This window comes from Nonomuraea cavernae, from assembly GCF_014646355.1.
Lineage (GTDB): Bacteria > Actinomycetota > Actinomycetes > Streptosporangiales > Streptosporangiaceae > Nonomuraea > Nonomuraea cavernae.
In genome coordinates this window covers 73,690-94,513 of sequence record NZ_BMNH01000029.1, presented here as the reverse complement: position 1 = coordinate 94,513, position 20,824 = coordinate 73,690, and the positions used below count along the sequence as shown (strand labels likewise).

General features: G+C 71.6%; 24 protein-coding genes. 19 read left to right on the top strand and 5 right to left on the bottom strand.

Annotated elements, in window-relative coordinates:
* Both IEY82_RS32205 and IEY82_RS32200 read right to left on the bottom strand, forming a co-directional pair.
* Positions 1-284, bottom strand: a 284-nt coding sequence (locus tag IEY82_RS32205) for an S-adenosylmethionine synthetase N-terminal domain-containing protein (protein ID WP_268241136.1), incomplete at its 3' end; no start/stop codon positions are given.
* 125 nt (positions 285-409) lie between these two features.
* Positions 410-1,189, bottom strand: coding sequence for an AfsR/SARP family transcriptional regulator (locus IEY82_RS32200; protein WP_189128032.1), 780 nt, complete (start codon positions 1,187-1,189; stop codon positions 410-412).
* 161 nt (positions 1,190-1,350) lie between these two features.
* Here IEY82_RS32200 and IEY82_RS32195 point away from each other — a divergent pair, with 161 nt between their 5' ends.
* From IEY82_RS32195 to IEY82_RS32185, 3 genes are all read left to right on the top strand, one after another.
* Positions 1,351-2,241: a UbiA family prenyltransferase gene (locus IEY82_RS32195; RefSeq protein WP_189128031.1), complete on the top strand. Its 891-nt coding sequence runs from the start codon at positions 1,351-1,353 to the stop codon at positions 2,239-2,241.
* A 62-nt stretch (positions 2,242-2,303) separates the two neighbouring features.
* Complete coding sequence (locus tag IEY82_RS32190; RefSeq protein ID WP_189128030.1) at positions 2,304-3,386, top strand: sensor histidine kinase; 1,083 nt, start codon at positions 2,304-2,306, stop codon at positions 3,384-3,386.
* Entirely contained in the window at positions 3,370-4,029 is a 660-nt protein-coding gene (locus IEY82_RS32185; protein WP_189128029.1) for a response regulator transcription factor, read from the top strand. The genes IEY82_RS32190 and IEY82_RS32185 overlap by 17 nt, the downstream gene beginning before the upstream one ends.
* Here IEY82_RS32185 and IEY82_RS32180 read toward each other — a convergent pair.
* Positions 3,994-4,953: an aldo/keto reductase gene (locus IEY82_RS32180; RefSeq protein WP_189128028.1), complete on the bottom strand. Its 960-nt coding sequence runs from the start codon at positions 4,951-4,953 to the stop codon at positions 3,994-3,996. The two genes, IEY82_RS32185 and IEY82_RS32180, sit on opposite strands and share 36 nt — an antisense overlap.
* A gap of 150 nt (positions 4,954-5,103) precedes the next feature.
* On the opposite strand from IEY82_RS32180, the gene IEY82_RS32175 reads away from it, so the two are divergent.
* From IEY82_RS32175 to IEY82_RS32120, 12 genes are read left to right on the top strand one after another with little or no spacing between them, the layout of a single operon-like run.
* Entirely contained in the window at positions 5,104-6,405 is a 1,302-nt protein-coding gene (locus IEY82_RS32175; RefSeq protein WP_189128027.1) for an MFS transporter, read from the top strand.
* Position 6,406: 1 nt separating this feature from the next.
* A complete protein-coding gene (locus tag IEY82_RS32170) occupies positions 6,407-7,621 on the top strand; it encodes an ATP-grasp domain-containing protein (protein WP_189128026.1) in 1,215 nt (404 codons plus the stop codon).
* Positions 7,608-8,003, top strand: a complete 396-nt coding sequence (speD, locus tag IEY82_RS32165; RefSeq protein ID WP_189128025.1) for an adenosylmethionine decarboxylase — start codon at positions 7,608-7,610, stop codon at positions 8,001-8,003. Before IEY82_RS32170 ends, speD begins: the two co-directional genes overlap by 14 nt.
* Positions 8,004-8,021: 18 nt before the next feature.
* Positions 8,022-9,467: a radical SAM protein gene (locus IEY82_RS32160; RefSeq protein WP_189128024.1), complete on the top strand. Its 1,446-nt coding sequence runs from the start codon at positions 8,022-8,024 to the stop codon at positions 9,465-9,467.
* Complete coding sequence (locus IEY82_RS32155; RefSeq protein WP_189128023.1) at positions 9,464-10,261, top strand: proline dehydrogenase family protein; 798 nt, start codon at positions 9,464-9,466, stop codon at positions 10,259-10,261. Before IEY82_RS32160 ends, IEY82_RS32155 begins: the two co-directional genes overlap by 4 nt.
* A 2-nt stretch (positions 10,262-10,263) precedes the next feature.
* Entirely contained in the window at positions 10,264-11,514 is a 1,251-nt protein-coding gene (locus tag IEY82_RS32150; protein WP_189128022.1) for an ATP-grasp domain-containing protein, read from the top strand.
* A gap of 10 nt (positions 11,515-11,524) precedes the next feature.
* Positions 11,525-13,180 carry an amidohydrolase gene (locus IEY82_RS32145; protein WP_189128021.1) on the top strand — a complete coding sequence of 552 codons (1,656 nt, stop codon included), beginning with the start codon at positions 11,525-11,527 and terminating at the stop codon, positions 13,178-13,180.
* Positions 13,173-14,144 (top strand): S-methyl-5-thioribose-1-phosphate isomerase, encoded by a 972-nt coding sequence (gene mtnA / locus IEY82_RS32140; protein WP_189128020.1) that lies wholly within the window; start codon positions 13,173-13,175, stop codon positions 14,142-14,144. Before IEY82_RS32145 ends, mtnA begins: the two co-directional genes overlap by 8 nt.
* A 28-nt stretch (positions 14,145-14,172) precedes the next feature.
* Positions 14,173-14,889 (top strand): methylthioribulose 1-phosphate dehydratase, encoded by a 717-nt coding sequence (gene mtnB, locus IEY82_RS32135; RefSeq protein ID WP_189128019.1) that lies wholly within the window; start codon positions 14,173-14,175, stop codon positions 14,887-14,889.
* 3 nt (positions 14,890-14,892) lie between these two features.
* Positions 14,893-15,438, top strand: coding sequence for a 1,2-dihydroxy-3-keto-5-methylthiopentene dioxygenase (locus IEY82_RS32130; protein ID WP_189128018.1), 546 nt, complete (start codon positions 14,893-14,895; stop codon positions 15,436-15,438).
* Positions 15,435-16,160: an acireductone synthase gene (gene mtnC, locus IEY82_RS32125; RefSeq protein ID WP_189128017.1), complete on the top strand. Its 726-nt coding sequence runs from the start codon at positions 15,435-15,437 to the stop codon at positions 16,158-16,160. The genes IEY82_RS32130 and mtnC overlap by 4 nt, the downstream gene beginning before the upstream one ends.
* A 57-nt stretch (positions 16,161-16,217) precedes the next feature.
* Positions 16,218-16,664 carry a hypothetical protein gene (locus IEY82_RS32120; protein ID WP_189128016.1) on the top strand — a complete coding sequence of 149 codons (447 nt, stop codon included), beginning with the start codon at positions 16,218-16,220 and terminating at the stop codon, positions 16,662-16,664.
* 20 nt (positions 16,665-16,684) lie between these two features.
* Here IEY82_RS32120 and pyrF read toward each other — a convergent pair whose 3' ends face one another.
* Positions 16,685-17,491, bottom strand: a complete 807-nt coding sequence (pyrF, locus tag IEY82_RS32115; RefSeq protein ID WP_225262986.1) for an orotidine-5'-phosphate decarboxylase — start codon at positions 17,489-17,491, stop codon at positions 16,685-16,687.
* Positions 17,492-17,630: 139 nt separating this feature from the next.
* On the opposite strand from pyrF, the gene IEY82_RS32110 reads away from it, so the two are divergent.
* Together IEY82_RS32110 and IEY82_RS32105 are read left to right on the top strand one after the other, a co-directional pair.
* The gene (locus IEY82_RS32110) at positions 17,631-18,107 is read left to right on the top strand and encodes a DUF2283 domain-containing protein (RefSeq protein WP_189128014.1); all 477 of its coding nucleotides are present in this window, start codon (positions 17,631-17,633) and stop codon (positions 18,105-18,107) included.
* A 101-nt stretch (positions 18,108-18,208) separates the two neighbouring features.
* The gene (locus tag IEY82_RS32105) at positions 18,209-19,003 is read left to right on the top strand and encodes a Cof-type HAD-IIB family hydrolase (protein WP_225262983.1); all 795 of its coding nucleotides are present in this window, start codon (positions 18,209-18,211) and stop codon (positions 19,001-19,003) included.
* A 66-nt stretch (positions 19,004-19,069) separates the two neighbouring features.
* Here the strand turns inward: IEY82_RS32105 and IEY82_RS32100 are convergent, their stop codons facing one another.
* Complete coding sequence (locus tag IEY82_RS32100) at positions 19,070-19,708, bottom strand: hypothetical protein (RefSeq protein WP_189128013.1); 639 nt, start codon at positions 19,706-19,708, stop codon at positions 19,070-19,072.
* A gap of 74 nt (positions 19,709-19,782) precedes the next feature.
* Here IEY82_RS32100 and IEY82_RS40020 point away from each other — a divergent pair, with 74 nt between their 5' ends.
* Together IEY82_RS40020 and IEY82_RS32095 are read left to right on the top strand one after the other, a co-directional pair.
* Positions 19,783-19,914 carry a hypothetical protein gene (locus IEY82_RS40020; protein WP_263648004.1) on the top strand — a complete coding sequence of 44 codons (132 nt, stop codon included), beginning with the start codon at positions 19,783-19,785 and terminating at the stop codon, positions 19,912-19,914.
* A 269-nt stretch (positions 19,915-20,183) separates the two neighbouring features.
* Positions 20,184-20,824: transposase (locus IEY82_RS32095; RefSeq protein ID WP_189128012.1), on the top strand; the 641-nt coding region annotated here is incomplete at its 3' end.

Here is a 20,824-nt window from a genome sequence, read left to right as displayed (position 1 = left end):
GACACCGACACGCCACACGAGGCGCCGTCGAAACCCTTGTGGGAGGCGTCGTAACCGATCTCCAGGATCTTCTCCCGGATGACACCCGGAATGTCGACGTAGGTGCTGGTGGACACCTCGCCCGCGACGTGGACCTGGCCGGTGGTGATCAGGGTTTCGACGGCGACCCGGCTCGTGTCGTCGTTCTTCAGCAGGGCGTCCAGGACGGCGTCGCTGATCTGGTCGGCGATCTTGTCCGGGTGGCCCTCGGTCACCGATTCGGAGGTGAACAGGCGGTGAGTCACGGCTGCCTCCTAGAAGGGCAGACGGCGACCTGACGGCGTGCGCAGGTCGAGGTGGACGGGTTCGGTCCGGGGCTTCGGCTTGCGGATCTGGGTCTGGCACATGGCACGTACTCCTGCTTGTCCGGTCAACCGGCCAGCGCGAGGGGGCGCCGGTCGCTGGTGAGCACTTCGAGGTGCAGTTGCTGGAGCTCGCGCGACGGTTCGACGCCGAGCTCGTCGTTGAGGATCCGCCGGGCGTCCCGGTAGGCCTGGAGCGCCTCGGCGCGCCGGCCGGCGCCGCCGAGCGCCTGGATCAGCCGCCCGTGGAACCACTCGTCGAGCGGGTGCCGGGCGACCAGGTAGCGCAGCTCGCCGACCAGCTCGCGATGCCGGCCGAGCCGGAGGTCGGCTTCGATGCGCAGTTCCAGGGTGCGCTGGTGCTGCTCGTCCAGGAAGACGGCGTGCGTGTCGAGCACGCCGCCGGTCGTCACGCCGGCGAACGCCGGGCCGGTCCACAGGTCGAGCGCCCGCTGCGCGGCGGCGGCGGCCTCGCCGGGACGCCCGGTCTCCAGGTCGCGGCGGCTCTGGCAGGAGAGCTCGCGGAAGACCTCCGCGTCCAGCGCGCCCGGCTCCACGTGGAAGGCGTAGCCGGCCCGGTTGGTGGTGAGCAGTTCCTCTCCCGGGGCGCCGAGGCGTTCGCGTTCGATGAGCCGGCGAAGCTGGTAGACGTACGTCTGCACGGTCGCGACCACGGTCTTGGGCGGGGCCTCGTCCCACAATTCGGCGACGATGTCGTCGAGGCTCACCGTGTGGTCAGCACATATCAGCAGAAGCGCGAGAAGCTGCCGTAGCTTGGGCGGACCGGGCGTGCAGTCGCGGCCATCGTTGATGACGCGGAAAGTGCCTAGAACGCAGTAGTTCGTCATGTTTTGAAATTAGGTCTGCCCAGGTGGCGGGGCAAGTGGAGACCCACCAAAGATCGCCGCGCGTATCGAAGGGTGTAGGGGGGGTATCGAAAGTTATGGCCCCCCGGTCTCTTAATTTTCCCCCCTTATCGAAACGCCCTTTTCCGAGTGAAACTCAGGGCATGAGCACTGTTACCGCCGCCATTGACCGCGTCGCCGTGACCTCTCCGCTGACCGTTCTCCGCCTCTGTTTCGCCGAGGCCCGCCCGTGCGTGCTGGTGATATTCCTCCTCAGGTTCCTGACCGGCGCGGCGATGTCCGGCGGGCGGCCCGACCTGGTGGCGGCCGCCCTGGTCTGGGAGGCGGCGGTCTTCTTCGTCTACCTCTACAACGGGGTCACCGACGTGCGCGAGGACCGGCTCAACGGATCCGCCCGGCCGATCGCCAGCGGCCTGCTGTCGCGCGGGGCCGCCATCTGGATCGCCGTGTCCGCCGCGGTGTCCGCGCTGGTGGGCGGCCTCCTGCTCGGCGGCCCGATGGCCGCGGCGGTGCCCGTTCTGATCCTGCTGGGGCTGGCCTACTCGGGACCGCCGTGCTACCTGAAGCGCCGTTCCGGCGGTGCCATGGTCACGGTGACCGTCGCGGGGCTGCTCACCTACTACATGGGCGAGGCCGCGGCCGTGCCGACGCCGAAGCTCCTGGTGCTCGCGCTGGTCATGTCGCTGTGGATGGGCCTGGTCGGCGCGACGACGAAGGACCTGTCCGACGCGGCGGGCGACGCGGCCGCCGGCCGGCAGACCATCGCCGTCACGCGCGGGGACCGGCGGGTGCGCCGGCTGGCCTCCATTTCGGCCGTGACGCTCGGCGTCGTGTTCCTCGTCGCCGCCGTGGTGGTGGCGCCCGAGCTGGTCTGGCCGGCCGTGATCATGCTGGTCGGCGCGGGGGCCGTGGCCGTGCTCGCCCTCGGCGACCTGTCCCAGGGTGACCGTGCGCGCCGGCGCCGGCCGTACCGCGCCTTCATGGTCACTCAGTACGGCGTACATCTGATGGCGATATTTGTATCGGTTGTCTAGTTGATGGCGATACGCAAGGATGGGGAGAAGGGTTCCTCTTCCTTTACCCAGCGGAGACGCCCATGCCCGCAGGGGGCGCAGCTCATCAGGCCGCCGAACGGCTTGAGGCGCGCCGCGCGCAGATCATGGAGACCTACCAGCGCGAGCTGGAACTCAAGGGCAGCCTGCTGGTCAGAGACCCCCACGCGCGCGGACAGCTCCTGCGGCACGCCGAGCTCATCCTGGGCGACGTGATCAACAGCCTCCGCGCGGGCAGCGTCCAGGTCGACGAGGGATACCGGCTCCTGGCCCTGGACATCGGCAGCAGCCGCGCCTCCCGCGGGGTGCAACCCAGCGAGTCGCTGACGGCGGCCTCGGCGCTCTTCGAGGCGATCGTGCTGGAGACGGTGACCGAGGTCCACGGCAGCGTCGAGGCCCTGCGCCTGGCCGTCCTGGCCCTGCACCGCAGCCTCATGCTGCGCATCACGGCGGCCTCGGCCTCCTACTCCGGCTACCTGCTCGGCAAACTGCACGACGCGCACCTCGACGAGCGCAACCGCATCGCCCGGGAGCTGCACGACCGGGTGGGCAGCGCGCTCAGCATCGCGCACCGCCAGCTGGAGCTCTACGACGTCTACCGCGCCGGCGAGCCCGTGAAGGCCGCCAACCGGGCCGGCCGCGCCCAGGAGGCCCTCAAGCAGTCCATGCTGAGCCTGCGCGCGGTGACCTCCGACCTGAAGATGGACGACGTGCCCCAGAGCCTGGAGAAGGCGCTGCTCGGGTACGTCGACACCGTGGCCGACCACGGCCCCGAGATCAGCCTGGGCATCAACGGCGACGAGACCTGGGCGCCGCCCACCGTACGGGACGAGTCCTTCCTGGTGATCCGGGAGGCGGTGCGCAACGCCCTGAGCCACGGCGCCCCCCGGCGGATCCTCGTCACCGTGGACATCGCCCCGCACGAGCTGCGCGCCATGGTCGACGACGACGGCAGCGGCTTCACCGACACCGACCTGGCCGCGTCCGACGGCATCGGACTGGCCTCGATCCGTGAGCGCGTCGACCTCCTGGGCGGCACGGTCACGTTATTCAGCCGGCCGGGCGCCGGCACCCACGTCGAAATGGCCATCCCACTCCCTGGACACCGCGATGCGCCCAGCCAGTGACCCCACCACCGTCCTGATCGTCGACGACCACGCGCTGGTCCGCGAGGGGATCAGGGAGATCCTGGAGACGCACGAGGACCTCGTCGTCGTCGGTGAGGCGGGCGACAGCGAGAGCGCGGTGCAGCTCGCCGCCTCGACCCAGCCGCACGTCATCCTCCTCGACATCGAGATCCCCGGCGACGACGTGACCACCACGGTCGGCCGCGTCCACCGGCTCGCGCCCGACACCAAGGTGATCATTCTCAGCATGTACGACGGCCCGCAGATGCTCCAGGCGCTGCTGGCCGCCGGGATCCACGCCTACCTGCTCAAGAGCGTCACCAGGCAGGAACTGGTGTCGGCCATCCGCACCGCCAGATCCGACGACGGCAGGGTGCTGCTCGCCGTGTCCCGTGAGAGCCTCTCCCAGATCCAGGCGCAGCCCGCCGGTCCGCTGTCCGACCGCGAACGCGAGGTGCTCGAACTCACCGCCCGCGCGCTCAGCAACGCCCAGATCGGCGCCCAGCTCGGGCTCACCGAGGCCACCGTCAAGCGGCACCTGCGCAACATCTACGTCAAACTCGGCGCGGTGTCGCGGATCGACGCCGTCAACAAGGCGATCGCCGCCTCACTGATCACAGCGCCCAAGCCGCCCGTCGGCTGACTCCTGCTCGTCCCAGCCGACGGGGAAGCACGCCTCCAGCCGCTCGCTCTCGGCCGAGCCGACGGTCAGCCGCGCGGAGGTGACGTTCATCTCCAGGTGCAGGCCGTGCCGGGTGCTGGGCACCGGTACGACGCCGTCCTGCCGTGACAGCAGCCAGGCCAGGGCCAGCCGGGTGAGGCCGGCGCTCATGCCGGTGGCCACCTCGCCGGCGGCCCGCAGCCGCCACGCCTGACGCCGGAGCCGGTCGGCCTGGAACCGATCCTGCCCCCGGCGTACGTCGCCGGACCCGAACGCCTCGGCCGAGGCGACGCGGCCGGTCAGCAGGCCGCGGCCGAGCGGCCGGCAGGCCACCACCTGGACGCCCAGCTCGCGGGCGGCGGGCAGCAGCTCCCGTTCGGCGCGGCGCTCCATCAGGGAGTACTCGACGGCCAGCGCGCCGACCGGGAAGGCCGCGTGCGCGCGGCGCAGCTGCTCGGCCGACACCCCCGACAGGCCGATGGAGCGGATCTTCCCCTCCGCGACGAGGTCCGCGAGCACACCGAGGCTCTCCTCCAGCGGCACCCGCGGATCCACGCCGGCCAGGTAGTAGACGTCGATGTGGCCGCGGCCCAGCCTGCGCAGCGACGCCTCGCAGGCCCGGCGCAGGTAGCCGGGGCTGCCGTCGACGCCGATCAGCGCGCCGTCACGGGCGAAGCGCAGGCCGCCCCGGGTCGAGATCAGCGTGCCGTCGCCGCGCCCGCCGGAGACGGCCTCGCGGATCATCCGCTCGACGGCGCCGGCGGCGTAGTGGTCGGCGGTGTCGATGAGCGGGACGCCCATGTCCAGCGCGTTCCTGAGGGTGTGGACCGCCTCGCGTCGATCGGCAGACCCGTAACAGCCCGTCAAGGCCAGGGAGCCGAGTCCCACGGCGGCTCTAGCCAGCATGAGAACTCCACCGGTTCGAAAGGTAGAAGAGCCATGGTGCCGCACCCCGCTGAGGAACCACTGAAGAAACGAGCGCCCCGCGCCCTTTACCGGCTCTCTAGAGCCCGCTGCGACAGTCGATGACGTAGCCGACGAGGCAATGGAGGTCACATGTCCGCCCCCTGGTACAGGAACCGGCCACTGCTTCTCCTCGTGGTGGGGAGCCAGCTCAACACCATCGCGTTCTTCGCCACGCTGCCGTTCCTCACCCTGTACCTGTCCGACATCTCGACGCTCAACGCGGCCACCATCGGCGGCGTCGTCGGGAGCATCGCGCTGATCGCCGCGTTCGGCGGCTTCCTCGGCGGGATCGTGGCCGACCGGGTGGGCGCGTTCACGCTGATCAGAATCGGCCTGGTCGTCTACGTGGCCACCTACCTGGCGCTGGCCCTGACCAGCCGCCTCGCGCTGGTCATCGGCCTGATCGTGCTGCTGGGCGTGGCCCGGGTGCTGGTCGAGCCGTCGATGAAGAAGCTGCTGTCACTGGCGTCGTCCGGTTCGGACGGGATCGCCTTCCGCCTCAGGTACGTCACGCTCTGCCTGGGCGCCGTCGTCGGCCCGCTGATCGGGGCCGCGCTCTACGCGTTCGACGCCTGGCTCATCTTCGTCCTGCCCGTCGTCGTGTACCTGGTCTACCTGGGCTTCCTCACCGTCAACCGGGCCCGGCTGAGCGTGCTCGACCGCGGCGGCGAACGGGAGGGCCGCGACTGGGGGCACGCGCTGGCCGACCGGAGCCTGCTGCTGCTGATCGCCGCCGGATTCGTGATCTTCTTCGTCTTCTCCCAGTTCGAATCGATCTTCCCGCTGTTCGTCAAGGACGTGCGCGGCGCCGACGCGGTCACCTACTTCTCGGTGCTGCTCGCCGCCAACGCCGCGCTCGGCATCGTCATGCAGTTCCCGATCGCCTGGCTCGCGCGGCGGCTGCCGCAGCGGACCCTGGCGCTGATCGGGAGCGCCGCCTTCGCCGCGTCGCTGCTGCTGTTCAGCGGGCTGCCCCTGCACTGGGGGTTCGCCGCCGCCGGCGTGCTGCTCTGGACGGTCGGCGAGGCCGCGCTCATCCCGCTGCCGGACATCGTGATCCACGAGATCACCCCGGACTCCCGCAAGGGCACCTACTTCGGCCTGGCCGAGCTGCGCTACCTCGGCTTCTTCCTGGGGCCGCTGGCCGGTGGCGCGCTGCTCGGCATCGGCCCCTCCCTGTACTTCGCCGCGATGGCGGTGTTCGCCTTCGGCGGGTGGCTACTGATCAGAGCGCGGCCCGATCGTGAGCCCGAGCCACCCGGCGGCCGGGACGCGACGGACGACGCCGGCCGCGAACCCGCCGGAGCCGCGGGCGAGCTCACCGGCAAGGACCGCGAACTCACCGGAATGGACCGTGAACTCGCCGGCCCCCGACTCGTCGGAAAGGAATGACATGAGCGAGCTGCTGATGGTGCACCGGATCCCCGGGTCGGTCACCCCGCTGGGAGACTGGCTCGCCGAGGTGGCCGACCGGGTCACGCTGGTCACCGGGGACGAGGCGTTCGGGCCCTACCGGGCCTCCTTCCCCCACGTGTACGCCGTGCCCGGCTACTCCGACAACCCCGCCGTGGACGTGCTCCTCGACGAGGTCTGCCGGCAGCGGCCGATCTCCACCCTCGTCCACGTGACCGAGGACGACATCCTCAGGTGCGCCAGGGCCCGCGACCGGCACGACATCCCCGGCCTGCGCTACTCCGAGGCGCTGCCGTGGCGCGACAAGTACCTGATGAAGCAGCGGGTGCGGGCCGCCGGCGTGGCCGTGCCGGACTTCGCCGTCCCGCGCGACGCCGGCGAGGCGCTGGCCTTCGCGGGACGCGCCGGCTACCCGGTCGTCGTCAAGCCGCGCACCGGCTTCGCCTCGCACGGCGTCGAGCTGGTGCGCGACCCGGAGCGGCTGGCCGAGGTGGTCGGCGGCCGGGACCCGGACGACGTGCTGCTGGAGTCGTTCGTCCCGGGCGAGGTCTACCACGTCGACGGCTTCATGCACGAAGGCGAGATCCTGTACGTCTCGGCCTCGCGCTACATCAACAACTGCCTGTCCTTCCAGGACTCGGTGCCGCTGGGCAGCGTGCAGCTCGACTGCGACGACCCGGAGTTCGCCCGGCTGGCCGAGCTGGCCGGCCAGGTCGTCGCCGGCCTGCCGCCGGTCGACTTCAGCCCCTTCCACCTGGAGGTCTTCGCCGACGGTGAGCGGCTGGTCTTCTGCGAGATCGCCTGCCGGCTCGGTGGCGCGCACATCATGGAGACGCTCACCTACGCCACCGGCGTCAACCCGGCGCAGCTGTGGATCCGGCACCAGGCCGGCCTGGAGCACGGCCCCGGCGTACGGCTCGGCGACAGCGGCAGGAGCTACGGCTGGCTGCTCGTGCCCCCCAGGCGAGGACGGCTCACCGCGATCCGGGAGCCGGACGGCCACCCGTACATCAAGGACTTCATCGTCAAGACCGCCGTGCCCCGTGACTTCGACGGCGCGCACGGCAGCACCGACTCGTACCTCGCCTTCGTGGTCGAGGGCGACAACAGCGCGCAGGCCGAACAGCGGCTGCGCGCGTGCATCCGGTTGGCCGACACCATCACCGATTGGGAGGTGAGCGATGACGAGCTATGACTTCTCGGGCGTGCACGTCATGGCTGACGTGTACGAGATCGACAGGGACGCCGTGGACGACGAGGCGCTGATCATCAGCGGCCTCACCAGGGGCATCAACCGCTCCGGAGCCACTCTGTGCGGGACGCAGGTCAAGAGGTTCAGCCCCTCGGGGCTGACCGCCCTGTTCCTGCTCTCGGAGTCGCACGTGTCCGTTCACACCTACCCCGAACAGAACTCGCTGTTCTTCGACGCCTTCACCTGCGGCAGCACCTGCGACCCGGTGTTGATCGTCGAGGAGCTCCTGGCGGCCCTCGGCCCCTGCAAGCACCGCATGAAGGTCGTCAACCGCGGCGTGGAAGAGGCACGGCACGCCGTCAACCTGGCCCTCGCCCTTCGCTGAGCTGGAGAGGAAAGACCGATGAAGCTCCGACACGAGCGGACGCTCATGAAGTTCGACCGGCAGCTGCCGATCTACAACTGGCTCTACCCCCTCAAGGGCCAGGAGCTGGAGGCCATCTCCTTCCGCGAGGCGCACGCCGTGCTCGACCCGGCGCCGATCAGGTCGCGGGCGCTGTACTTCCACATCCCCTTCTGCGACACCATCTGCACGTTCTGCATGCTCAGCCGGGGCCTGGGCTCCGAGGGCGACCCCATCATCGAGAAGTACACGCAGGCGCTGATCAAGGAGATCCGCCTCAAGGCGCAGATGGAGTCGGTGACCGCCGTCCCGCCGCGCGTCATCTGGTTCGGCGGCGGCACGCCCTCGACGCTGACGCCCGACCAGATCCGCCGGATCGGCCGCGCCATGCACGAGTCCTTCGACATGTCGCGGCTGGAAGAGTTCACCATCGAGTTCGAGGTCAAGAGCGTCACGCGGGAGAAGGTCGAGGCCTTCAAGGAGATCGGCGTCAACAAGGCGCGCTTCGGCCTGCAGACCTTCAACCCGAAGTACCGCGAACTGTTCAACATCACCGCCACGCTCGACCAGACCTACCGGGCGGTGGAGCTGTTCGGCGAATACTTCGACTTCCGCAGCTTCGACATCCTGTACGGCATGCACGGGCAGACCATGACGGAGTTCGCCCAGGACATCCAGGACGCCATCGACCTGGGCACCGAGTCGTGCGAGTTCTACCCGATCAACCACCTGGTGACGCAGAACACCCTGCACACCGGCTACAAGGGCGCCAACCTGCGGGCGCTCAGCTACGTGGAGAAGATGGGCATGACCGTCTTCCTCAACCACTACATGCGCAACTCGGGCTACAAGCTCTACAACGGTCACGGCTTCGCCCGGCTCGACGGCCCCGACCCCGAGCCGGCCGAGTTCACGACCACGACGTACGGCAACAAGTACCACGAGTACTGCTGGGCCCACCACGACGACGATCTCGTCGGCTTCGGCGCCAGCGCCGTCACCCAGTCGCTCGACTGGACGATCATGAACGACGAGAGCCGCACGGGTTACATCAACGGCCTGCTCGGCAACGACGACATCAAGGTCAAGGTCACCCGCTCGGACCACATCCCGTACGAGCGGGGCCTGGTGCTCCACCTGCCCTATCACGGCAGGCTGGACAAGAGCCGCGTCGCGTGGGACAAGATCGACCCCGAGGTGCTCGTCAAGCTGGACGAGCTCGTGCGGGAGGGCATGTTCGAGGACCGCCCGCACGAGTACGTCATCACCGAGCTGGGCTGGACCTGGTACGTCAACATGATGTACTACCTGTCCCCGTCCGGCGACCAGAAGATCCTCGACGACTTCATCGAGCTGCGCTCGCGCAACAAGGCCCTCGTCGACGGCGACCGGTCCATGACGCCGGTCGGCAAGGGCCGCCGGCTGCCCGTGGTGGCGACGTCATGACCACCACGCTGACCCGCAACCCCTACGTGGCGGGCGTCGACCGGGACTCCGCGCTGGCCCGCGCCCGCGAGCTGGCCGGCGACGGCATCGCGGCGAACATCGGCCACTTCGCGCCCGTCGCCCTCGACCGGGAGACGGCGCTGGCCAACACCGCCGAGTACGTCGAGCTGGCCAGGGAGATCTCCGCCGACCAGCCGTACAGCACCTGGCTGGAGGTCGACCTGCCGCACATCGGGCTGGACGTCTCGGTCGAGTTCTGCGCCGCCCGGCTGCTGGACATCGCCCGCGCCCTCGGCTCCGGCCGGTGGATCCAGACCGGCGCCGAGGACGGCGAGCACACCACGGCCGTGCTCGACACCGTGGAGCTGGCCTCCCGCCGGGGCGTGCCGATCCGCGGCTCGCTGCAGGCCAACCTCAGGCGCAGTCCGGGCGACGCCGACCGGCTCATCGCGGCCGGCGTGCCGCTGCGCCTGGTCAAGGGCGGCTTCGCCGAGCCGTCCCTGGTCGCCTGGCCGTTCGGTGAGGAGACGGACATGGCGTTCGTCGGCATCGGACGGCGGATCCTGCGCGGCGGCCACGGCCTCACCATCGCCAGCCACGACCGGGTGATGCACGAGGTCTTCACCGGCACGCCGGTGGAGATGCTGCTCGGCGTCCGCCCCGGCGTGGCCCGGCGGCTCGCCGGACAGGGCAGGCGGGTCCGCCTCTACGTGCCCTACGGCACCGACTGGCACGACTACGTGGCCAAACGGGCCGACGACGCCCGCAAGGCCGAGGCGCTCCAACGGAGGTAGCCATGATCACCTCGACCCAGCCCGTCACCATCGGCGAGCCCGTCGTCGTCCTGGTCGACCCCGTGCTGAACGGCCGGCCGTTCAAGGACGCCTGCGCCGAGCTCGGCTACCCCGTCGTCGGCGTCTACACGATCGCGCCGGCCTCGCTCGACCGGATGTCGGCCGACCACGCCGACGGTGACGCGGCCACCCTCTACGGCAGCGAGCCGATCGACCTGGCCGGGCGGCTGGACACGCTGGCGCCGAGGGTGCACGCCGTCATCCCGGCCACCGAGCCCGCCGTCCACTCGGCCGCCGTCCTGGCCGACACCCGGGCGGTGCCGGGCAACCCGCTCGGCACCGCCCGCGCCCGGCGCGACAAGCGCGCCATGCGGGCGCTGGCCGCCGCCCGGGGCGTCCCCGTGCCCCGCTACGAGGTGGTACGCGACCTCAGCCGGCTGCCGGAGGCCGCGGCCAGGATCGGCCTGCCGCTGATCGTCAAACCCGCCACCGGCGCCGGCTCCCACAACGTCTTCCTCGTCACCGACACCGGACGGCTGTCCGCGATCGCCGGGGCCGACCCCTGCGACCTGTTCGGCAACCCGATCGACGAATGGCTGGTCGAGGAGTACGTACGCGGGACCGAGTACGCGATCAACACCTTCAGCCACGACGGCCGCCACACCATCCTGGACGTCTGGGAGTACCGGCTGCCGGGCCCGGGCGACTACGACAACCCCTACTGGGACTTCGTCCAGGCGGAGCCCGACCCGGCCATCGAGAAGTTCGCGCTGGACGTGCTCGACGCCTTCGAGATCCGGCTCGGCCCCTGCCACATCGAGGTGAAGACCGGCGAGCGGGGACCGGCGCTCATCGAGATCGGGGCCCGGCTCCCCGGCGCGGGCATCCCGAGACTGTGGGAACGGCACAGCACGTTCCGCCCCTACCACGACACGCTCGCCGTCTACCTGGGCCGCGAGCCGGCCGTCGCCGCCGCGCCGCCGCGCTTCGCCGCCCGGCTCGGCATGAGCTTCGTCCGCAACGACGGGCCGCCCGGCATCCTGTGCCGGCTCGCCGGGCTGGACGAGGTGCGGCGGCTGCCCGGCGTCGACACGGTCTTCCAGCAGGCCCGGGTGGGCGACCTCGTGCCCACCACCCGCGACCTGGGGACCGAACTCGTCAAGGTGCACCTCACGGCTCCCGACGGCCCGGCGCTCACCCGGCTCATCGCCCGCGTGCGCGACCTGATCACCGTCGACATCGAGCACGAGTGAGAGGGCTGCCATGCCAGCGGATCTCGTCCTTCTCGGCGGCCGGGTGCACGCGCCCGGCTACCCGTGGGCCGACGCGGTGGCGGTGCGGGCCGGCCGGATCACGGAGATCGGCACCGTCGCCGACCTCCGCCCGGCCATCGGCCCGCGCACCACGGTCATCGACACCACCGGCCGGCTCGTCCTGCCCGGCTTCCACGACGCGCACGCGCACCCCGTGGCCGCCGGGCTCCAGCTGAACCGCTGCGAGCTCGGCGGCGCGGCGAGCGCCGCCGCATGCCTCGACCTCGTCGCCGCCCACGCCGCGAGCCACCCCGGCCCGTGGATCCTGGGCGGCGGCTGGGTCGGCGCCCTGTTCCCCGGCGGCGCGCCGCACCGCCGCGACCTCGACCGCCTCGTCCCCGACCGGCCCGCCTACCTGCTCGACAGCGACCAGCACAACGCCTGGGTCAACAGCGCCGCCCTGGCGCTGGCCGGCGTCGACGCCACCACGCCCGACCCGCCCGGCGGGCGCGTCGGCCGCGACCCCGGCGGGGAGCCCGACGGCCTCCTGCACGAGAGCGCCGCCGAGCTGGTCGGCCGGCTCACCCCCCGCCCCTCGGCCGACGACCTGCTCGCCGCGCTCACCACGGGCCGCGACGTGCTGTGGTCCCACGGCGTCACCTCCTGGCAGGACGCGCTCGTCGGCCCCTACCTCGGCCTGCCCGACACCTTCGGCGCCTACCTGACCGCCGCCGAGCGCGGCCTGATCGACTGGCGGGTGGCCGGAGCGCTGTGGTGGGACCGCGACCAAGGCCCGGAGCAGGCCGACGACCTGGCCGAACGCCGCGCCGTCGCCCGCGCCTCCGGCTTCCGCGCCACCCACGTCAAGATCATGCAGGACGGCATCTGCGAGAACCGCACCGCCGCCCTCTTCGAGCCCTACCACGGCGGAGGCGGCAACGGCCAGGAGTTCCTGGAGCCGCAGGACCTGGCCGACGCGGTCGGCGCGCTCGACCGCCGCGGCTTCCACGCGCACATGCACGCCGTCGGCGACCGGGCCGTCCACCACTGCCTGGACGCCGTGGCCATCGCCCGGGCCAGGAACGGCAGCCAGGACACCCGGCACCACATCGCGCACGCCCAGGTCATCAGGCCCAGCGACGTGCCCCGCTTCCGGCGGCTCGGCGTGGCCGCGGCCGTCCAGCCGTTGTGGGCGGCGGCCGTGCCCCAGATGACGGAGAACATCATGCCCGCGCTCGGACCGCGCCGGTCGGGCTGGCAGTATCCCTTCGCCGACCTGCTGCGCTCGGGCGCCCGCCTGGCCGCCGGCAGCGACTGGCCGGTGAGCAGCCCCGACCCGCTGCACGGCATCCACGTCGCGGTCAACCGCACCCCGGCCACGCTCAGCGCGCCCTGGCTGCGGGAGGCGGCCCACGTGCCGCCGTTCCTGCCGTACCAGTCGATCCCGGTGGAGGCGGCCCTCGCCGCCTACACCATCGGGTCCGCCCACCTCATCGGCGTCAACACCGGCATCATCGCCCCTTCGCGTCCCGCCGACCTGGTCGTCCTCGATCGCGACATCCTCACCTGTCCCGCCGGGGAGATCGAGTACGCCGAGGTCGAGCTCACCTTCGTCGCCGGCCGGGTCGTGCACTCCCGGCAACCCGCTTGGAGCCATCATGGATAGATCCATCACCTGGGACGACGGCGCCATCGTGGCCGTCGACCAGCGCGCCCTGCCGCACGCGTACCGCACGCTCCGCATCACCGGCACCGGCCAGTTGATCGAAGCCATCCAGGAGCTCGCCATCCGCGGCGCGCCCGCCCTCGGGGTGGCGGGCGCGCTGGGCGTGGCGCTCATCGCCCGCACCGCCCCCGACCACCGGACCGCCACCGAGGAGGCCGAGCGGCTGGCCGGGGCCCGGCCCACGGCCGTCAACCTGGCCCGCGGCGTGCACGGCGCCCTCGGCCTGCTCGGCCGCGGACCGGACGCGGTGCTGGCCCACGCGCTCGACCTGCTCGCCGACGACGAGCGGATCAACCGGGAGGCCTCCGCCCGGGCCGCCGACCTGGTGCTGCGGCTGTGCGAACGCCGCCCGCTGCGCCTGCTCACCCACTGCAACACCGGCCGCCTGGCCACGGTCGCCTGGGGCACCGCCCTCGGCACGATCAGGACACTGGCCGAGGCGGGACACGTCGGCGAGGTGCTCGCGGGGGAGACCCGGCCGCTGCTGCAGGGAGCGCGGCTCACCACCTGGGAGCTGGCCGAGGCCGGCATCCCCTACCGGCTCTGCGCCGACTCCGCCGGCCCCTTCGCCATCGGATCAGGGCTGGTCGACTGCGTCCTCGTCGGCGCCGACCGGGTCGCGGCCAACGGCGACGTGGCCAACAAGATCGGCACGTACGCGCTCGCCGTCGCCGCCGCCCGCCAGCGGATCCCGTTCATCGTCGTCGCGCCCGAGTCCACCGTCGACGAGAGCACCCCGGACGGCGCCCGCATCGTCATCGAGGAGCGGGGCGCGGACGAGGTCACCTCCTTCGGCGGGCGGTCCACGGCCACACCGGGCAGCGCGGTCTACAACCCGGCCTTCGACGTCACCCCGGCCGACCTGGTCACCGCCGTCGTCACCGAGACTCGGGTGCTCTCATGACCTGCTCCCGCCGTCTCAAGGAGGTCCGATGACCGTCCGGACGCCGCCGCACCTCGGCGACTCCATCGCCCGCGTCGCCCGCGGCCTCTACCTGCGCGGCTGGATGGAGGGCACGGCCGGCAACATCTCGGCCCGGCTCCCCGGCCGGCCAGGGCACGCGCTGGTCACCGCCAGCGGCCTCAGCAAGGGAGAGCTGGACGCAGACTCGGCGGTCGAGGTCGAGGCGGGCACCGGCCGCCCGGCCCGGCCCGGCGGCCCGCGACCGTCGGCGGAGACCGTGATCCACGCCGCCCTCTATGACGGCGTGCCCGGCTGCCAGGCGGTGGTCCACGCCCACCCGCCCTACGCCACCCTCGTCGCCGCCCAGGCGGCGCGGCGCGGCGCGGTCTCGGTGAGCTTCGCCGACTTCGAGATCATCAAGGGGCTGGGCGGGCGTGACCCCTTCGCCGTCACCGTCCCGGTGTTCCGCAACTGGGCCGACGTGCCGCGCATCGCCGCCGACATCACCGCCTTCCTCCGCCGCGAGGGCGACGACGCCCCACCCGTGCTGCTCATCGCCCACCACGGCGCCACCGCGTGGGGTCCTGACCTGGAGACCGCCCGCAACCGGCTGGAGTGCCTCGAACTCCTCTGCCGCCTCCACGTGCTCGACCGGCCAGAACGCACAGGCCCGCTTGGCCCGCGTGACGCGCCTGACCCGCTTGGCCGCCCTGGCCTGCTTCACCCGCAGAACGAACGGAGCTGAACGATGTCCCTCCTGCAGATCATGACCGAGGACGGCGACGTCCTGACCCGCACCACCGATCCCGCCCGGATCGCCGCCGAGCTGGCCGAGCGGGGCGTCGCGTTCGAGCGCTGGGAGCTCAAGGGGCCCGGTGACCCGCTCACCGCCTACGCGGAGGAGATCGCCGCCCTGCGGCGGACCGGCGGCTACCGGCTGGTCGACGTCGTACGCCTGGACGCCGACGAGGTCGACCCCGACACCGCCCGCGCCGCCAGGGCCAAGTTCCTCGACGAACACGTGCACGACGAGGACGAGGTGCGCTTCTTCGCCGACGGCACCGGCTGCTTCTACCTGCACCTCGGCGACCGGGTCCACGCCGTCGTGTGCGAGGCCGGCGACCTGCTTTCCGTCCCGAGCGGCACCCGGCACTGGTTCGACACCGGCGCCACACCCCGCTTCACCGCCGTCCGCTTCTTCCAGGAGGAGGACGGCTGGCTCGCCGACTTCACCGGCGACCCCGTCGCCCTCCGCATCCCCACCCTCGACGAGCTGCTGGAGGCGACCCCGTGATCCGGCACGTCGTCCTCGACATCGAGGGCACGACCAGCTCGCTGTCACACGTGCGCGAGCGACTGTTCCCCTACTCGCGCCAGCGCGTCCACACCTGGCTGCGGCGCCCCGAGTCGGCCCGGATCGTGGCCGAGCTGCGTGACTTCCTGTCCCAGCCGCGCGCGGACGTGCGCCGGCTCGGGCACCAGCTCGTCAGGTGGATCGACGACGACGTCAAGGTGCCGCCGCTGAAGACGCTGCAGGGCCTCATCTGGCAGGAGGGCTTCGCCTCCGGCGAGCTGACCTCCCACGTGTACGACGACGTGCCGGCCGCCCTGAGGAGCTGGCGCGAGCAGGGGCTGACGCTGCACGTCTACTCCTCGGGGTCGCAGCTCGCCCAGCGGCTGTGGTTCCGGCACACGCAGCACGGAGACCTGCGCGGGCTGTTCAGCGGCAACTTCGACACCGTCGTGCCCGGAGCCAAGACCGATCCCGAGTCCTACTTCACCATCGCGTCGGTGCTGGAGGCCGAACCCGGGAGCATCGTCTTCCTGTCCGACTCGGTACCCGAACTGGACGCGGCGCGGGCCGCCGGCTGGTGGACGGTCGGGGTACGCCGCGACGGCGACGGCGAACCGTTCGACGGCGGCCACCCGTGGATCGCCGCCCTCGGCGAGCTGGACCTGACCACCGACCTCCAGCACGCCCTCGACCAACGCGGCGCCCCGGTGCCGAGCTCCTGACGCCGCCGCCCGCCGGGTCCTCGCATCACCCGGTGCGATCGGGGCAGATGGGGTTCCATGAGCGAGAACCCCCAGGACCTGCCCGACGCCCCGAACGGCCTCGGCGGCGAGAGCGACGTGGTCGCCGAGCGTTCCGGCGCCGACACGCCGAGAGCCGCCCGCCCCATCCCCGCCGACCCTCCCGAGGCCCGCGACGAGCCCGGCCGTCCCGACCAGCCGGGCCGGCCCGAGGGGTCCAGTCCGCCCGAGGAGCCTGGCCAGTCTGAGGAGCCTGGCCAGTGTGAGGGGTCCGGCCCGGCCGAGGGGTCCGGCCCGGCCGAGGGGTCCGGCCAGGCTGAGGATTCCGGTCCGGCCGAGGATTCCGGCCCATCTCAGCCAGGTGACGAGGAGCCCGCCGATGAGAACGAGCGGCCGGAACCGGCAGAAGCGGAGGAACCAGGTGGGGATGGGGACCCCGCCGCCGGCCGGCCGGAGGTGCGGCCGGACACCGAACCGACGAGCTGAGCCGCCCGAGCAGGCGGACGTCAGACGGACAGGTGGTGGGCGCAGTCGTCGCGGTAGCGCAGCGTCAGGTCTCTGATCTTCTCCGGGTCGGCCAGCACGGCACGCGACACCGACGGCACGACCGCGTGCCGTACCCGCCCGAACAGGCGGGCCAGGTCGGCGGGAGAGGCGCCCTGCGCGCCGAGCCCCGGAGCCAGGATCGGCCCGTTGAGGTGGTCGAGCGAGTGGTCGAGGGACGGCAGCGTGGCGCCGACGACCACGCCGACCGGGCCGAGCGGCGCGCGGCCCGCGTTGGCCGCCGCGACGCCGTCGAAGATCTGACCGGCGACCTTCGACTGCAGCGTGGCCGCCTCGGGGTTGGAGGTGCGCGCCAGCACGAAGACGCCGGCGTCGTTGGCGATCGCCGAGGTGATCGCGCCCTCCAGCGAGCCGAAGCCCAGATAGGGGCTGAGCGTCACCGCGTCGACCGCGAGCGGGCTGCCGTGGTCGAGATAGGCCTCGGCGTAGGCGGCCATCGTGCTGTCGATGTCGCCCCGCTTGGCGTCGAGGAGCACCAGCGTGCCCGCGTCGCGCAGGTCGGCGATGATCTCCTCGAGCACCGCGATGCCACGGCTGCCCCAACGCTCGAAGAACGCCGACTGCGGCTTGACCACCGCCGCGACGTCGCCCACGGCGTCGACCACCGTGCGGCAGAAGCGCTCCAGCCCGGCGGGCGAGTCGTCGAGGCCCCACGCCTCCAGCAACTCCGGGCTCGGGTCGATGCCCACGCAGAGTGGTCCGTACTTGTCGAGCCTGGCTCGCAGCCTGGTCCCGAACGGCTCATACATCACTGTGCCCCCTCATGGACGTACGCAGAGTAATCCGGGCCGGCCACCTGCCGGAAGGGTTTCGACCATGGCGGTATGGAACCCACGGTACTCATCCGGGCAGTCTTGCGGGCCACGCGGCCGGGGTAGATGACCCTTCATGTACGAGATCGCCCGCCGCACGCTGACGCTCGCCACCGAGCCGCCGGGTGAGGTGATCGTCGCCGTCGGGCTGCCCGTCGAGGAGCCGACCGGGGAGTGGTCGTGCCCCTACCGCATCGACGGCCTGGCCGGCTGGGAGCACGAACGCAAGGTCACCGGGGTCGACGCCCTGCAGGCGCTGGAGCTCGTGCTGGTGATGGTGCGGGCGGCGCTCGCCGGCTCGCCCGAGTTCAAGGAAGGGCTGCTGCGCTGGGACGAGGAGCCCGGCGGCCGGCGGGCGCAGACGGTCCACGTCAGCTGGGACAAGAACGTCGACGTCGCCTACATCGCGTTCAAGAGCGAGCTGGTGCCGGGCGAGGCCGTACGCCACGAGACGGTGGACGACATCGTCCTCGACTACGGCGACTCGGGTGAGCTGCTCGGCGTCGAGCTGCTGAACGCCACGACCCTGCTGCCGTCCGAGCTGCGTGTCTGACCGGACGGCGACAGGCGACCGGGGGCGATCGGTGGTGATCGGGGGCGGCCGGACCGCGACGGGCCTCGACGGCGGAGCGGTCGAGGCTGGATGATCGAGGAGTGCTTCCTCCGCGTATCGTGGCCACAGACCTGGACGGCACCCTCCTCGACTCCACCGGCTCCGTCTCCCCGCGCACCCGCCGCGCGCTCCACCTGGCCCGCGAGGCCGGCGCGGAGATCGTGTTCGTCACGGCCAGACCCCCGAGGGATGTCGACCCGATCGCCGAGACGGCCGGGGTCGGCGGCACCGCGATCTGCAGCAACGGCGCGATCGTGTACGACGCGGGCACCCGCGAGATCGTCACCCGCCACGACCTCGACCCCGGCACCGCGGCGCGCATCGCCGACACGCTGGCGGAGGCGCTGCCCGGAGTGGCGTTCGCGGCCGAGACGGGTCATGGCGTGCTGGGCGAGCCGGGCTACGTCACGCAACACGCCCACGACCTGGCGCACTACCGCGAGGTGCCCGCCATCCGTGACGCGGGGCAACCCGTCGTCAAACTGCTGGCCTGGTCGGCGGCGCACGCGGTCGACGAGATGTTCACCGCGGCCGTGGCCGCCGTCGAGGGCCAGGCGGAGGTCACCCACTCGGGCGGGCGCGGCCTGCTGGAGATCAGCGCGCCGGGCGTGACGAAGGCGGGCACGCTCGCCGCGATCTGCGCGGCGCGCGGCGTCGAGCCGGCCGAGGTGACGGCGTTCGGTGACATGCCCAACGATCTCGCGGTCCTGGCGTTCGCCGGAGCCGGCTACGCCATGGCCAACGCCCACCACCTGGTCCTCGCGGCCGTCGAGCGCCGCACGCTCTCGAACGACGAGCACGGCGTCGCCGTCATCCTGGAACGCCTCTACACCTGACCGCGGTCAACGAGCCGGATTGGCTCGCCGAACGGTTGTGACTCTCCGGCCTGGGGCCGGCCGAGGTCATGGCCGGCGGGCGAGAACTTCCCTGACCCGGCTGTGCTGGTCGACCATGGCGGCCAGCCCCGGGTCGATGAGGCGTAGGCATTCCACGATCGCGTCGTGATCGGCGACCAGGTGACGGTGGTGGATTGCTCCGTGGTGGGCGATCTTGTTACGGAACACGCGCAGGTAATCGACCTTCTGGTGCAGGTCACGGCGCCGCCCTCGGTGGCCGGGGAAGGCGCGGTACAGCGCGGGCCGCCACAGCCGCTGGTCGTAGCCGTCGCCGCGGCCGAGCAATGATACGTAGAAGCCGAACGGCAGTTCCTCGGTGACGAAATGCGCATCAACTGGCAGGCCGGTGCGCTGGATCTGCTGCTCAGCCTCGTCGATGCGTCGGCGGGCGCCGTAGGTCAGCTGTGTTCCGGGATGGTTCCACCAGTCGTCCCGGCGGAAGTGGGCGACGAGCTCACGGGTCATGACGCTGCGCATGGCGAGCTCCAGGTACTGCAGAGGCCCGTAGAAGGCCTCACTGATCTCGGTGTTCCAGCAGTGCAGCCGTAGGGCGGCGACCGGGTCACTCGCGCAGCGCAGCTCGTATTCGGCCAGGCGGATTGGGGACAGTAGAGCACCCAGCCGCCTGGCCTCGGAGCGCTGCATAGGGGCCGCCGTTCCGTTGAGGGGACTTTCGGGGGGATGTCGAGGGTGGTACCGTCGGCTCATAAGCCCCGGTCTTGCCTCTGCCTCGCATGCAGCCGGGGCACAGCTATGTTAGGGCCGATCTCTGCCATCAGGCCGTCGAACGGCGGATACTGTCGAGCGACGAGCCCGGCGTGGCCGTCGTCCTGGAACGCCTCTACACCTGACCGAGCTCGCGCCCTCCTTCGACAAGTTCTGCCGGGACGTCGAGCGACTCCTGCGAGGCGGCTCATGAGCGGCGGGTGCCCCACCCTTCTTGCGTGTTCAGCGTGATCTGGCGTGGAACCCTGGGCGTTCACGCCCGGGAGGAAACGACAGCGCGGGAGGGCCGCCAAGGCCCGAGCGGTGCGGTGACTGGTAGGCCGTGGAGCGGCTCAGCCCGGGCGTTCTTCGTTTCCTATCCCGGTGGCATGGGGTTGGCGATAATGTGTTCGAGGTGAAGCTGGTGGTACAGGTCAGGCTGCTGCCGACGCCTGAGCAGGCGGCGGCGCTGGAGGCGACGTTGCGCGCGGCCAACGACGCGGCCACCTGGGTGGCGGCGCTCGCCCATACCCAGCGGGTGTTTCGCAATTACGATCTGCGCAGGCACGTCTACGGGCAGGTCAAGGACAGGTACGGGCTGGCGGCTCAGGCCGCGCAGCATGTCATCAAGAAGGTCGCCGACGCCTACGCCACCCTGCACGCCCATGTCCGCAAGGGCAATCTGGGCAGGCCCGGCTCCGTCCGGCGTGAGCGGGTGCTGGCCCGGCCGATCGTCTTTCGCCCGGGCGCGGCCCAGCCGTTCGACGACCGCTGCCTGTCCTGGCAGCTGGACGCGCGGACGGTGTCGATCTGGACCGTGGGTGGGCGGATGAAGGGCGTGGCGTTCACCGCCTCGGCCGATCAGCTCGCCCTGCTGGCCGCTCACCGCAAGGGCGAATCAGACCTGGTCTGCCGCGATGGCAGGTGGTTTCTCATCGCCACCTGCGACCTGCCGGACGTTCCGGTGCGCGCTCCGGACGGGTTTGTCGGGGTGGATCTGGGGATCGCCAACATCGCCACCACCGCCACCGCCACCGCCACCGGCACCGGCACCGG

What these genes read in the sequence shown, in the direction of transcription:
- IEY82_RS32145 (WP_189128021.1), top strand. Translation starts at nt 11,525, where the DNA reads ATGCCAGCGGATCTCGTCCTTCTCGGCGGCCGGGTGCACGCGCCCGGC.
- IEY82_RS32200 (WP_189128032.1), bottom strand. Translation starts at nt 1,189, where the DNA reads ATGACGAACTACTGCGTTCTAGGCACTTTCCGCGTCATCAACGATGGC.
- speD (WP_189128025.1), top strand. Translation starts at nt 7,608, where the DNA reads ATGACGAGCTATGACTTCTCGGGCGTGCACGTCATGGCTGACGTGTAC.
- IEY82_RS32180 (WP_189128028.1), bottom strand. Translation starts at nt 4,953, where the DNA reads ATGCTGGCTAGAGCCGCCGTGGGACTCGGCTCCCTGGCCTTGACGGGC.
- IEY82_RS32160 (WP_189128024.1), top strand. Translation starts at nt 8,022, where the DNA reads ATGAAGCTCCGACACGAGCGGACGCTCATGAAGTTCGACCGGCAGCTG.
- IEY82_RS32150 (WP_189128022.1), top strand. Translation starts at nt 10,264, where the DNA reads ATGATCACCTCGACCCAGCCCGTCACCATCGGCGAGCCCGTCGTCGTC.
- mtnA (WP_189128020.1), top strand. Translation starts at nt 13,173, where the DNA reads ATGGATAGATCCATCACCTGGGACGACGGCGCCATCGTGGCCGTCGAC.
- pyrF (WP_225262986.1), bottom strand. Translation starts at nt 17,491, where the DNA reads ATGTATGAGCCGTTCGGGACCAGGCTGCGAGCCAGGCTCGACAAGTAC.
- IEY82_RS32170 (WP_189128026.1), top strand. Translation starts at nt 6,407, where the DNA reads ATGAGCGAGCTGCTGATGGTGCACCGGATCCCCGGGTCGGTCACCCCG.
- IEY82_RS32155 (WP_189128023.1), top strand. Translation starts at nt 9,464, where the DNA reads ATGACCACCACGCTGACCCGCAACCCCTACGTGGCGGGCGTCGACCGG.
- IEY82_RS32185 (WP_189128029.1), top strand. Translation starts at nt 3,370, where the DNA reads ATGCGCCCAGCCAGTGACCCCACCACCGTCCTGATCGTCGACGACCAC.
- IEY82_RS32195 (WP_189128031.1), top strand. Translation starts at nt 1,351, where the DNA reads ATGAGCACTGTTACCGCCGCCATTGACCGCGTCGCCGTGACCTCTCCG.
- mtnB (WP_189128019.1), top strand. Translation starts at nt 14,173, where the DNA reads ATGACCGTCCGGACGCCGCCGCACCTCGGCGACTCCATCGCCCGCGTC.
- IEY82_RS32190 (WP_189128030.1), top strand. Translation starts at nt 2,304, where the DNA reads ATGCCCGCAGGGGGCGCAGCTCATCAGGCCGCCGAACGGCTTGAGGCG.
- IEY82_RS32110 (WP_189128014.1), top strand. Translation starts at nt 17,631, where the DNA reads ATGTACGAGATCGCCCGCCGCACGCTGACGCTCGCCACCGAGCCGCCG.
- IEY82_RS32100 (WP_189128013.1), bottom strand. Translation starts at nt 19,708, where the DNA reads ATGCAGCGCTCCGAGGCCAGGCGGCTGGGTGCTCTACTGTCCCCAATC.
- IEY82_RS32130 (WP_189128018.1), top strand. Translation starts at nt 14,893, where the DNA reads ATGTCCCTCCTGCAGATCATGACCGAGGACGGCGACGTCCTGACCCGC.
- IEY82_RS32175 (WP_189128027.1), top strand. Translation starts at nt 5,104, where the DNA reads ATGTCCGCCCCCTGGTACAGGAACCGGCCACTGCTTCTCCTCGTGGTG.
- IEY82_RS32120 (WP_189128016.1), top strand. Translation starts at nt 16,218, where the DNA reads ATGAGCGAGAACCCCCAGGACCTGCCCGACGCCCCGAACGGCCTCGGC.